At 33.5% G+C, this 12,260-nt stretch carries 10 protein-coding genes; 4 read left to right on the top strand and 6 right to left on the bottom strand.

What is annotated here, in order from left to right:
• Positions 1–102 precede the first annotated feature (102 nt).
• Positions 103–591, top strand: a complete 489-nt coding sequence (locus EAH81_RS21430) for a DUF1761 domain-containing protein (RefSeq protein ID WP_140511050.1) — start codon at positions 103–105, stop codon at positions 589–591.
• Between the two features lie 117 nt (positions 592–708).
• Complete coding sequence (locus EAH81_RS21425) at positions 709–1,854, top strand: peptidogalycan biosysnthesis protein (protein WP_140511049.1); 1,146 nt, start codon at positions 709–711, stop codon at positions 1,852–1,854.
• A 420-nt stretch (positions 1,855–2,274) separates the two neighbouring features.
• Here EAH81_RS21425 and EAH81_RS21420 read toward each other — a convergent pair whose 3' ends face one another.
• Positions 2,275–3,144, bottom strand: a complete 870-nt coding sequence (locus EAH81_RS21420; RefSeq protein WP_140511048.1) for a diacylglycerol/lipid kinase family protein — start codon at positions 3,142–3,144, stop codon at positions 2,275–2,277.
• A gap of 65 nt (positions 3,145–3,209) precedes the next feature.
• Here EAH81_RS21420 and EAH81_RS21415 point away from each other — a divergent pair, with 65 nt between their 5' ends.
• Positions 3,210–4,169 carry an App1 family protein gene (locus EAH81_RS21415; protein WP_140511047.1) on the top strand — a complete coding sequence of 320 codons (960 nt, stop codon included), beginning with the start codon at positions 3,210–3,212 and terminating at the stop codon, positions 4,167–4,169.
• Between the two features lie 595 nt (positions 4,170–4,764).
• Here the strand turns inward: EAH81_RS21415 and EAH81_RS21410 are convergent.
• Positions 4,765–6,678 (bottom strand): ABC-F family ATP-binding cassette domain-containing protein, encoded by a 1,914-nt coding sequence (locus EAH81_RS21410; protein ID WP_140511046.1) that lies wholly within the window; start codon positions 6,676–6,678, stop codon positions 4,765–4,767.
• A gap of 74 nt (positions 6,679–6,752) precedes the next feature.
• On the opposite strand from EAH81_RS21410, the gene EAH81_RS21405 reads away from it, so the two are divergent.
• Positions 6,753–7,136, top strand: coding sequence for a DUF983 domain-containing protein (locus EAH81_RS21405; RefSeq protein ID WP_140511045.1), 384 nt, complete (start codon positions 6,753–6,755; stop codon positions 7,134–7,136).
• A 2-nt stretch (positions 7,137–7,138) separates the two neighbouring features.
• On the opposite strand, the gene EAH81_RS21400 is transcribed toward EAH81_RS21405, so the two are convergent.
• From EAH81_RS21400 to gldM, 4 genes are all read right to left on the bottom strand, one after another.
• Positions 7,139–8,188, bottom strand: coding sequence for an NAD(P)/FAD-dependent oxidoreductase (locus tag EAH81_RS21400; protein ID WP_140511044.1), 1,050 nt, complete (start codon positions 8,186–8,188; stop codon positions 7,139–7,141).
• A gap of 74 nt (positions 8,189–8,262) precedes the next feature.
• Positions 8,263–9,252 (bottom strand): gliding motility protein GldN, encoded by a 990-nt coding sequence (gene gldN, locus EAH81_RS21395; RefSeq protein ID WP_140511085.1) that lies wholly within the window; start codon positions 9,250–9,252, stop codon positions 8,263–8,265.
• Between the two features lie 395 nt (positions 9,253–9,647).
• Positions 9,648–10,637 (bottom strand): gliding motility protein GldN, encoded by a 990-nt coding sequence (gene gldN, locus EAH81_RS21390; RefSeq protein ID WP_140511084.1) that lies wholly within the window; start codon positions 10,635–10,637, stop codon positions 9,648–9,650.
• A gap of 44 nt (positions 10,638–10,681) precedes the next feature.
• A complete protein-coding gene (gene gldM, locus EAH81_RS21385) occupies positions 10,682–12,226 on the bottom strand; it encodes a gliding motility protein GldM (RefSeq protein ID WP_140511043.1) in 1,545 nt (514 codons plus the stop codon).
• Positions 12,227–12,260 lie beyond the last annotated feature (34 nt).

Genomic DNA, 12,260 nt, shown 5'->3' with positions numbered 1-12,260 from the left:
AATAAGTAATTAATTAACAGGTATTTATTTACTTTTTATAAATTTCAAAAAATTGTATTTTTTTGATTAAATTTGACCAACTAATCCTAAAAACCTCATATTATGGAAATTAACCCTATTGCATTGCTATTAGCAGCTGTTGTAACACTTGTAGTTGGTTTTATCTGGTACAACCCAAAAGTGTTCGGAACAATCTGGATGAGAGAAAACAATCTCACTCAGGAACAGCTTCGAACAGGAAACATGCTTAAAATTTTCGGTCTTACGTATGTTTTCTCTTTAATGATTACCATAATCCTGATGTCAGTAACCATACATCAAACCGGAGCTCTCGGAATGGTAGGCGGACCGCCTTTGGTTGATAGCGCAAAACCTTCATTTGCAGCTTTTATGGCAGATTACGGAACGGCATATCGCACTTTTAAACATGGATCGCTTCATGGCTTTATGGCGGGTTTATTTTTTGCTTTTCCTGTAATTGGAATTAATGGATTATTTGAGCGAAAATCATGGAAATATATCTTTATTCACGCAGGATTCTGGATTGTTTCTCTTACTTTAATGGGAGGAATTATTTGCGGATTTGCATAAAGAACAAAAATAGCAACCCGTTTGAAATCAAAATCAAACGGGTTTTTCTTAATAATAGCTTAAACAACCCGAGTTATTATAAATATTACCTAATTTTGAAGAAATTAGCACACTCTTTTGAATACAACTTATTCTTTCCAAATTTACAACAGCACGTCTTTACTGCCTTTAGAATGGAATTCGCTGGCTGTAGATAATATTTTTTTGACCAGAGAATATCTTGAAGTATTGGAGAACTCTTCTCCCGTAAATATGATTTGTCATTTTATCGGAATTTTCAACGAAGATAAACTAGCCGGAATCGTCATAACTCAATTTTTATTTGCCGAAAAACTGGAATCCTTTGGAGAACGCGATCAGTGTTTAAAGACTTCTGTACGCAATTTTGCTTTCAAAAATTTTGCTTCACATGTGTTATTTGTTGGCAACAACATGCTTACAGGTCAAAATGCCTTTGCTTTTGATAAAGAAGCGAATCTGCCTAAAGTGATAAAAACACTTCACAAAGCAATTAATCAGCTTAAAAAAGATTTGAAAGCGAGTGGGAAAAAAGTTCATATTACCAGTATAAAAGATTTTACCGCAAAAGAAATCGAGCCTTTACAAGCCGAATTCAAAAACAATTATACGTTTTCGACTCAGCCTAATATGATTTTTGAAATCAATAAAAACTGGACAGCGGAACAAGATTATATTGATGCTTTATCAAAAAAATATAGGGATCAATACAAACGTGCCCGAAAAAAATCTGACGGAATATTAAAACAAAAAATGTCTCTTGCCGACATTAAAAAATACGAAGATGTTATTTATGATTTGTATTTTCATGTAGCCAAAAATGCACCTTTTAATACTTTTTTCTTAGCTCGAAATCACTTTAGTTTTTTTAAAGAAATCATGAAAGATAATTTCTTGTTTTACGGGTATTTCTTAGAGGATAAACTAATAGGCTTCAATACATTAATCAAAAACAGAAATGTAATGGATACTTATTTTTTAGGCTATGATGAAACCATTCAACGCGAAAAGATGCTGTATTTAAATATGTTGTACGACATGATTGCTTACTCGATCAATCAAGGTTTCTCTGAAATTGTTTTCGCCAGAACGGCTCTTGAAATTAAAAGTTCCGTGGGAGCAAAACCTGTAAAAATGTACGGATTAATTACACACAGCAATACGTTGATCAACCATAACATTGCCAAACTATTCAATTATCTTGAACCCAAAACCGATTGGCAAGAAAGAAATCCGTTTAAGTAATTATCTTAATAATTTAGTTTAAAATAAAAAAAACATCACACAAAATACCCCGAATCAGTGTCATCTCAAGTAGCTCGATAAAGATTGGTCAGACCATTTTGTTTCATTTCGACCGAAGGGAGAAATCACATAAAGTAGCTCGACAAAGATTGGTCAGCCCATTTTGTGTCATTTCAACCGAAGGGAGAAATCACATAAAGTAGCTCGACAAAGATTGGTCAGCCCATTTTTTGTGTCATTTCGACCGAAGGAAGAAATCACATAAAGTAGCTCGACAAAGATTGGTCAGCCCATTTTGTGTCATTTCGACCGAAGGGAGAAATCACATAAAGTAGCTCGACAAAGATTGACGATCATAAGAACGGAGTTTCGTGTGTGATTTCTCTCTTCGGTCGAAATGACAAGATTGGAGTTATTTAATCAAGGAACCGCAATTTTCATTTGTTTATGCAAAATATGAATTTCTAAATCAGTTTGTGCACCGCAATATTCGCCATCAATTTGAAAGTTTACAGGATAATCTGTTTTTATTGTCGCTTTATCTGTCGAAATAATCACAATATCATCAGAATCAATTGGCATATTTCCGGTGATAATTTTTCCAATTAATAACAAATCCAGGTTTTTTAAAATAACCAATTCGAATTTTCCATCATTCATTGCGCCATTTGGATTGATAATAACACCTGTTCCGTATTTTTGAGAATTAGCGATTACAATCATTCTTGCCATATGTTCGACAGTTTCATTATTAGCCGAAATTGTAGCTACAAAAGGTTCTTCGGATTCTTTTAATGCTGAATATGCTTGTAATGCATAACCCCAAAAACCTCGTAAATTACTTTCTTCGTAATTTTTTACCAAGTTTGCATTGACTCCAATATCGCTTAAATGAATGCTCTTTTTGCCGTTGATACAAATCATATCCATTTCGATATAATGGTGTAAAAAGGCAATTTTTAGGTTCTCCTCGATTGTTGGCGGCAAATTTAGATCGACAGACAATCCATTTGCTGAACCTGCAGGCAAAATACCTAGAATTACATCGTATTGCTCCATAGCTTCGGCAACCATTTTTATAGTTCCGTCACCGCCAGCTACAACAATCCGTTCCGGTAAATATTGATTATAAAGTGCTTCTATTTTTTTCTGATCATTTTTACCCACAGTTTCATAAACTTCCAGATTAAAATGATTTGTTGTCGCAAACTCTTGTACTGCATCAATTAGATCCGATTTATCCAGGTCGCCCGAAATAGGATTTACAACAAATATGATATTCTTTTTCAAAATTTTATTTTTAAAATCAATTAAAATAATTAATTTACATCGTCATCTATAAATATACGTAATTAATGAAACCAATTTTACAATTATATCGAGGTTATGCCAATGAGGAAGAACTAATTGTAATGGGGCACGTTTTTAAAAGAACGTATGATTATGATTTTCAGAAGAAAAACTTTAAAAATGCCACTTCAATTATCAATCAATATAGAATAAAAACGCTTAAAAATTTTGATATTTATTTAAAATGCAACAATCAGGAAATTCACACTAAAACACTGGATGACGGCTATTTTAAATTTTGCATTCCGCTGGAAAAAGAAACTCATTTTGGTTGGATCGAATACGAAGTCAGTATTAAACATGGAACGGAAACGATAACTGAAAAAGGCAGTTTTATAAGACCTCACAAAGGAAAACTAGGAATTATATCGGATATTGATGATACTTTTTTGATTTCGCACACTCAAAATTTCTTTAAGAAAATCTACATTCTGTTGTTTAAAAATGTAAATGATCGCAAAGTTTTTAAAGATGTTGTTCCACATTATCAGGCTTTGAGCTCTGCAGGACGAAATAATAAAGAAGAAGAAAATGCTTTTTTTTATATTTCGAGCAGCGAATGGAATTTGTATCAGTTTATTGTGAAATTTACTAAAATACATCATTTACCAAGGGCGGTTATTTTACTGAAAGATATTAAAAGAGGCATCACCGATTTTTTTATGAGTGGGCGTGGAAATCACGATCATAAGTTTGATAAAATAAAACACGTTTTAGAGTTTTATCCCAATCTGAAGTATGTTTTATTAGGAGACGATTCACAGCACGATCCTATTTTGTATGAGCGAATCTGCAAAATATTTCCGGTAACGGTAAAAGCCGTTTATATCAGGCAAACCGGAAAACATCAAAAAAATGCAACTATAACTATTATGAAAAATCTGGAAAATTTAGATGTTTCTGTTTGTTATTTTAAACATAGTAGTGAAGCGATTATGCATTCAAAATCTATTGGACTTATTTAGTTTTTCTTGTGAAATGTGGGATGTGAATTGAATGCTGATGATATTGGCACGCGGATGAGACGGATTTTAACTGGTTTTCGCGGATTTTTTTTCGCTTTGTGCATTGCGGGGAACGAAGTAATCTCAATATTGCGGTTACTGTGCGTTCAACGTATTAATCGCGAAGCTTCGGGATTAATACGTTCTTGACAATCATAAACCCAATCTTGTCATCTCGACCGAAGGGAGAGATCACACGCGAAACTCGACAAAGATTGGCGATTTTGTATGTGGCATTTCTAGTGTGATCTCTCCCTTCGGTCGAGATGATAAACTTTACGTAAACCTGAAACAAAAAGAACTTGAAACTTCTTTTTCTAGCCCAGATTGAAGAGGAAAGCCCGGAACTAAAAAAACTAATTTTTCTTGCCAGAAAACAGCGACCAATGGAAGCTCGTTTTATGGCTTAGAAAAATAGTTTTTTTGGTGTCCCGATAGCTATCGGGATGAAACGGAAAGCTGGAAGTAGCTCCTGAAAATCACAAAAAAACCTTTATCAAAATTCGAAATTTTGATAAAGGTATATATATTGAAAACTGAAACTGTAGCTAAAATATTAAGCACTAAAATTATCAATTTCTTCCTGAACGATTTCCCAGTCCAGAAGTAATTGATCTAAATCTTTTTTCTTTTTCTTATATGCTGTAAAGAATGAAGCATCTTCAATATGTTTATCATAACTAGAAGCCAACAATTTGTCGTCGTGCTGAATGTCTCTTTCTAATTGCTTGATTTGACTTTCGACTTTGCTTAATTTATTTTGTAATGCTTTACCCTTTTTCTGATCTTCGTAGGATGTTTTATTGCTTTCTTTTGGAGCAGCAGCTTTTGCAACGTCTTTTTTCTCGACTTCACGCATGTTTTCAAGATTGCGCTGTTCTAAGAAATAATTGATATCTCCTAAATATTCTTTGATCTTTTGATCTTTGAATTCATAAACAATATTCGACATTCCCTGAAGGAAATCTCTATCGTGAGAAACCAATAATAATGTTCCTCCAAATTTTTGAAGTGCGGCTTTCAGAACGTTTTTAGATTTAATATCCAAGTGATTCGTAGGCTCATCCATTAGCAAAACATTGATGGGCTGCAACAACAACTTACAAAGTGCTAAACGGTTACGTTCTCCTCCTGAAAGTACTTTTACTTTTTTCTCCACATCGTCTCCGCGGAATAAAAATGATCCCAACATGTCACGAACTTTAGAGCGGTTCGTGTCCATTGCGGCATCTTCCATCGTTTGAAGCAATGTAATCTCGCCGTCCAAATATTCAGCCTGATTTTGAGCAAAATATCCTAATTGAACATTGTGTCCTAATTTGATATTTCCCTGATATTCAAACTCGTTTACAATTGCTTTAATAAAAGTCGATTTTCCTTGTCCATTTTGTCCTACAAAAGCAATTTTACTTCCGCGTTCGACCAATAAATCAATATCTTTTAAAATAACTTTGTCGCCGTAAGCTTTAGTTACATGCTCGGCTTCAACTACTACTCTTCCTGGTTCTTTTGAAACCGGAAAAGATATATTCATTACTGAATTGTCGTCTTCATCAACTTCAATTCGTTCTACTTTATCTAATTTTTTAATCAATGATTGCGCCATCGAAGCTTTTGAGGCTTTTGCACGGAATTTCTCGATTAATTTTTCTGTTTCTTCAATCTTTTTAGCCTGATTCTTTTGAGTCGCTAATTGCTTCTCACGAATTTCATGACGCAATTCTAAATATTGAGAATATGGTTTATTAAAATCATATGCTTTTCCTAATGAGATTTCAATCGTTCGATTCGTAACATTATCAAGGAACATTTTATCGTGCGATACAATCACCACAACTCCGGGATAATTACGCAAGAAACTCTCCAACCAAATAATACTCTCGATATCAAGGTGATTCGTTGGCTCATCCAGAAGCAATACATCATTGGATTGCAATAATAGTTTTGCCAACTCGATACGCATTCTCCAACCTCCGGAAAAAGTTTCGGTTTGGTTATTGAAAACTTCTCTTTTAAAACCTAATCCTAAAAGAATTTTCTCTGTATCTCCCACATAATTATAACCTCCTAAAAGGTCAAAACGATGCGTGTAATCAGATAAATCTTCAATGATTTGACTGTATTCTTCACTCTCATAATCGGTTCTGGTAACCAATTGATGATTGATTTGTTCTAACTTTTTTTCTACAATCTTAATTTCAGTAAAAGCTTCATAAGCTTCTTCCAATACAGTTCTTCCTTGTTCAAAATCGATATCCTGACGTAAAAATCCCATTCGCATATCTTTCTCCTGAGAAATAACTCCAGAGTCAGGAGCAAAATCTCCCGCTAACATTTTTAGCATAGTTGATTTTCCAGCACCATTTTTTCCGACAAGTCCAACTCGATCTCCGGCACCTAAACGAAAAGTAACTTCTTCGAATAAATATGTACCTCCAAAAGAAACCGATAAATTATGTATATTAAGCATGTATTGTTATTTTATAACTAATTGATTGTGTAAATTTACACTCCCAATTCAATGGGTAATTTAATTTTTTGCAAATGTTAAAAAAAGGATCCAAACTAAATAGTATTTTAACAGGAAGTTGTCCAAAATGCCAAAATGAAAGCATGTATTCGGACAAAAATCCGCTTCATTTGTCTAAAGTTCTAAAAATGAACGAAAATTGCAGCCATTGTGGATTAAAATATCAAATCGAACCTTCTTTCTTTTATGGTGCAATGTATGTAAGTTATGGTTTAAATGTCGCAGTAGGAATTGCTGCATTTATTGTTTCGTTTGTCTTTTTTAAAACTACTATTGAGCAATCGTTTTTGACAATTGTTATCTCTTTAGTTATTTTGTTTCCGTTTGTTTTACGTCTTTCGAGAAATTTATACATTAATATGTTTGTTTCTTATGATCCGAAAGCCGGAAAGAAATAAAGTTACTTTCTTTTTTTATAAAATCGGTTGATATCAATCGTTGGATCCAATGCTGTTTTATTCTCGATAAAATCAAATAAATCTTTTGCCATAGCCGGTCCGAGCATAACTCCCCGCGTACCTAAGCCGTTTAATAAATGTAATCTTTTGTACTGATTGTGCGTCCCAATAATTGGCCGTCTGTCACGAACTGTTGGACGAACTCCTCCAAAATGAGAAACAATCTCGAAGTCGCAATTGATAATTTCTTTAATACGATCCACTAACTCGGCTTTACCTTCTTCTGTTGGCAAATCCGTTTTGTCTTTCCAATTGTATGTTGCGCCAACTTTGAATAAATCGTTGCCTAATGGCAGAATAAAAACACTGGTATTTACAATTATATCTAAATCAAGTTTTGGTGCTTTTATAATTAACAGTTCACCTTTGGTTCCATCAAGCGGTAAATCCTGAAAAAAAGGATTAGCATGCAATCCAAAACCTTCTGCAAAGATTATATTTTTGGCCTTATGCTCTTTATATTGAACATAATCATCCTGAATATCTATTTCGGAATAATCAAACGATTCCTGAAGTAGTAATTTGTTTTGGATTAAATACTCCTGATATTTATCTAACAACAGGTTTGTATCTACATAACCTGTGTGCAAAACTTCTCCATAATCAAAAGGAGAATCTATGCCGAAATATTTTTTGAAAGTTAATTTTGTAGAAAGAAACGGAGCCAAAAGAGGTTTGTCAGAAGCAGAAAACCAATTATTCTGTTCTTCGATTGAGAAAAATTTTCTCAAAATAGGAAGCTTAAAATTAACTTTGGTTTGCAATTTAGCTTCAATATTATTGTAGAATTCTTCCATTACTACCAATTGCTCTTCGGCTTTCCAAACTTCGCTAAAACGCTTTAAAATTACGGGATTATATAAACCTCCTGCAACTCTGGATGAATTTTGAGATCTATCATCTATAACTAAAATAGATTTATCGTTTTTAAGGGCAATTTCGGCAAATGAAATCCCAGCCAGTCCAGATCCGACAATTATATAATCAAGCATGTATATAAGGTAATAAAATAAAAACTCCTGCTACAAAGGTAGCAAGAGTTTTTGTTATAATGTAATTTGGATTGTTAGTAGTTCCACATATCTTCTTCGAAATTGCGAATCTTTTCTTTTACCCTTTCGGATTCTAACAACTGATCTTGTGCGTTATTCTTCATATAATCTTTAATCTCACGATCTCCATACATATTCTCCTCTTTATAAATAATAGAGTTAAAACGTCGTGAGTTTAAAATCTGATCAAATGAAATTGGACGTGCCGAATTACTATCATTAAAAGCATTTGCTTCGTTTAGTACTTCCCGAGCATTGGGGAAAAAGACCCAAAATAACTCAATATAATCCTTTTCGTCACTATTCATTGTATAAACATCCGGAGTCACAGGACAAATTCCTAACAAGCGATATTTCAAATCACCCTGACGCTTATCAAAATACCAATAACCCTTAATTTTATATTGTGTCACATCGGCCGCAGTTAAATCTTGTTTCAGGATATATTCTGCAGGAACTGTTCTTGTTGCGCCCACTGTTTGATCAACATAAGTAACCACTTTTTTCTTACCTGTTCCGGTCACCACTTTTTTCTTGACAACATGTGTTTTATAGTCATCCGGATACTGATTAATTAGTTCTCTACCGGCATCTGTTGTATCAATACGCGACAAGGAACCCTGAATATCTTTCAATGTTTTTTTTGTATTAAAATAACTATCAGAATAAACTTCAGTAATTCTGCCAGTTCTCATTGCTTTGGTTAAAACATCATAAAGTGAGCGCCTATCAGAACCAATATTAGCTGTGTCTACAGGAAAATAAAAAGGAAAGTTGATTTTTTCATTCAAATCAATGATTTCCCAAACCGTCTTCCCCATCAAAACATCTCTGTCATCAATATAACCATAAGCCAATGGTTTATCATTGTCTGCAATGAGCTGAGCAGCATTCTTTTGCCCAATTTGGTCAGCAGTTTTTGCGTTAAGCAAATTCGATTGTGCATGTGAGGCTAAAATTCCCGTTGCACAAAAAATAACCATCAAAAAATTTCTTACTTTCATCATGATATCATTAAACATATTAAACGCAGATTAATTCAGTATATTGTTATTTTTCTTACAATTAATTAAAGATTCTAAATTTGGGAATACTCTACTTATCAAAAGACTTGTATTTCTGTTATCGTAATATAGGTATATCACTTTCGTGACAAAAGCTAATTTACTAACTATCAACCATCTAATATACAACATTATTTCCGCCCAATAATATTTAAGCTACAAAAATTATTATGCGAATATTGAAAAATCTCAGGACTTAAAATTATCTGCTCAAAGAAGTTCCTATTCAATCATAATGTAAACCTTAACTAATTTGATTTCCAGGTTCAAATAATGACAAAAAAAAGCCCTTACTATTTCTAGCAAGGGCTTCTTGTATTATGTTTTTTAGATACTTAGTAGTTCCACATATCTTGTTCGAAGTTACGAATCTTCTCTTTTACTCTTTCAGATTCTAATAACTGATTTTGAGCGTTATCTTTCATGTAATCACTAATTGCTCTGTCTCCATACAAGTTTTCTTCTTTGTAGATTTCTGAATTGAAACGTCTTGAGTTTAGTATTTGATCAAATGAAATCGGAAGTGCTGAATTACTATCGTTAAAAGCTTTTGCTTCATGTAATGCTTCTCTCGCATTAGGGAAGAAAACCCAGAATAACTCAATATAATCCTTTTCGTCACTATTCATAGTGTATACGTCTGGAGTTACAGGACAAATTCCAAGTAAACGATATTTCAATTCACTTTGGCGTTTGTCAAAATACCAGTATCCTTTAATTTTATATTGTGTAACATCTGCTGCAGTAAGATCTTGTTTCAAGATATACTCAGAAGGAACTGTTCTTGTTGCACCAACTGTTTCATCAACATAAGTAACAACTTTCTTTTTACCTGTACCTGTAACTACTTTTTTCTTCACAACGTGAGTTTTGTAGTCATCAGGATATTGGTTGATCAATTCTCTACCTGCATCTGTTGTGTCAATACGTGATAATGCACCTTCGATGTCTTTCATAGATTTTTTAGTATTGAAATAACTGTCGCTATACACTTCAGTTATTTTACCGTTTCTAACGGCTTTCGTCAAAACGTCGTATAATGAACGTCTGTCTGAACCAATATTAGCTGTATCTACAGGGAAATACATTGGAAAGTTGATTTTTTCATTCAAATCAATAATCTCCCAAGTAGTTTTTCCCATCAAGACATCTCTATCATCTACATAACCATAAGCCAATGGCTTATCGTTGTCTGAGATAAGTTGCGCAGGAGTCTTAAGTCCTATCTGAGCAGGTGTTTTCGCATTAAGCAAATTAGATTGCGCATTAGAAGCAAAACTTCCAGCGATAGAAACAATAGCTATTAAAAAATTTCTTACTTTCATCATGATATCATTATGAGATATTGAGCGTAGTTTTACCTACTTTATTATTGGATTTCGTAAATTACCGGAGCAGTTCTTGGCAATAAATAACTACCAGCTCCAACAAGTTTAGTTTTAATTTCAGAAATAGTAACCTGGTCTCCTTTACCTGCTCTTGAAAGTACTGTTTTACATTGCGCATTCAATTTATTTCCAGTAACAACAACTGTAGGCTGTCCTGCAATTTTTAAATTAAATCCAACAACATCTAAACCAACTTCAAAATCAAAGTCCATTAATTTAGCTCCAATAGTAGCAATTTCTAAGTTAGATCTAGGTCCTTTAACAACACCCGGTTCTCCTCTAATTGTACCCGTTGGTCCAGGAATACCTTTAATTCTGAATGTTTTCTTATCTGTAACTTTATCTCCGTTTGGTAATGTACCTGTAACAGCGATTGTAGCTTCATTACCAGAACCCGGATTCATGTTATATTTTCCTGCTTTACCAGCTGAAGATAATCCCGGAGCACTAGCAACAACTTTATTATCAGCAACACCAGCGAATGATACAGAGATTGGGTTAACAACACCTCTATAAACCACATTCATTTTGTCTGCAGAAATTGTAGCAGAATTTGGTCTTGGTACTACAATATATTTTCCAGCAAATTTAAGAGGGATATTTTTACCATCTTCTAAGAAAGTAAATTGACCATTAATATTTTGCTCTCCAACAGCTCCAGCAGTTAATGAAATAACAGCCTGTCCGTTAACAATTTGTCCAGGACCTTGGAATGAAGTTGGTTTTGTATTTTCGTCATAACGACCTAAAACTACCTTACCTGTAACTTTTTCTCCTTGGAAGTAAGCATTTTTATCTAAAACAACAATTGCTTGGTAGTTGCTATATGAAGCAGCAGCAACTGCAGCTTTTCCTAAAGCAGCACTGTAAACATCAGATTCTGCTTTTTGAACGTCATTTTGCCAAGCTGAAAGTTTAGCTAATGAAGCAACAGCTGGAAAACCTTTAAAGTGGTAAGCTAAATATTTATCTTTTAAACCTTCTTTATTTTTTACGTCTGAAACATCAAATTTCTTTTCAACTTCAGAGATAATAGTACCATATTTATTATTCTTATCAGCCAAAGCAGCTTTCATATCTGCTTTATATTTTTCAATATGAGAAATGATATCTTTTCCTTTTGCAGTATATCCTTCACCAGTAAACCAGTTGTCGATATTATCACCTTTGTCCATAGACTCGTAAGGTAATTTTCCAGTTTCTTTATCAGTTTCAAATCCTTTTAAAACATCACCTTTTAAAGATCCGATGTATGCGTAAAATTCTTTTGAAATTGTTTCTACTTTATGAGCTGTAACTGCAGCAGTTGCGAATTCTCCTTTTGCTTCAGCGGCTTTTTGATCTAAAGATGTCAATAAACCAACATTTGTTTGTTCTGAAGAGGTATTAGCGCTTTCAAATTTTTCATTCATTAAGCCAAAAGCTGATAAAACTTCTTTTGACATATTCATTGCTAACATTGCGATGAAAACCAGATACATCAGGTTAATCATCTTCTGTCTAGGGGTTAATTTTCCTCCTGCCATTTTTTTCTAATTAGTTCTTATTAATAAATTTAAT

It is taken from the genome of Flavobacterium pectinovorum, from assembly GCF_006438875.1.
Lineage (GTDB): Bacteria > Bacteroidota > Bacteroidia > Flavobacteriales > Flavobacteriaceae > Flavobacterium > Flavobacterium pectinovorum_A.
Note: the sequence above shows the minus strand (reverse complement) of the source record. Positions and strands in the feature narration are given on the sequence as shown.

Coding starts and splice junctions, on each gene's coding strand:
- EAH81_RS21410 (WP_140511046.1), bottom strand. CDS start 6,678: ATGCTTAATATACATAATTTATCGGTTTCTTTTGGAGGTACATATTTA.
- EAH81_RS21430 (WP_140511050.1), top strand. CDS start 103: ATGGAAATTAACCCTATTGCATTGCTATTAGCAGCTGTTGTAACACTT.
- gldN (WP_140511084.1), bottom strand. CDS start 10,637: ATGAAAGTAAGAAATTTTTTAATAGCTATTGTTTCTATCGCTGGAAGT.
- gldM (WP_140511043.1), bottom strand. CDS start 12,226: ATGGCAGGAGGAAAATTAACCCCTAGACAGAAGATGATTAACCTGATG.
- EAH81_RS21415 (WP_140511047.1), top strand. CDS start 3,210: ATGAAACCAATTTTACAATTATATCGAGGTTATGCCAATGAGGAAGAA.
- EAH81_RS21400 (WP_140511044.1), bottom strand. CDS start 8,188: ATGCTTGATTATATAATTGTCGGATCTGGACTGGCTGGGATTTCATTT.
- EAH81_RS21405 (WP_140511045.1), top strand. CDS start 6,753: ATGTTAAAAAAAGGATCCAAACTAAATAGTATTTTAACAGGAAGTTGT.
- gldN (WP_140511085.1), bottom strand. CDS start 9,252: ATGAAAGTAAGAAATTTTTTGATGGTTATTTTTTGTGCAACGGGAATT.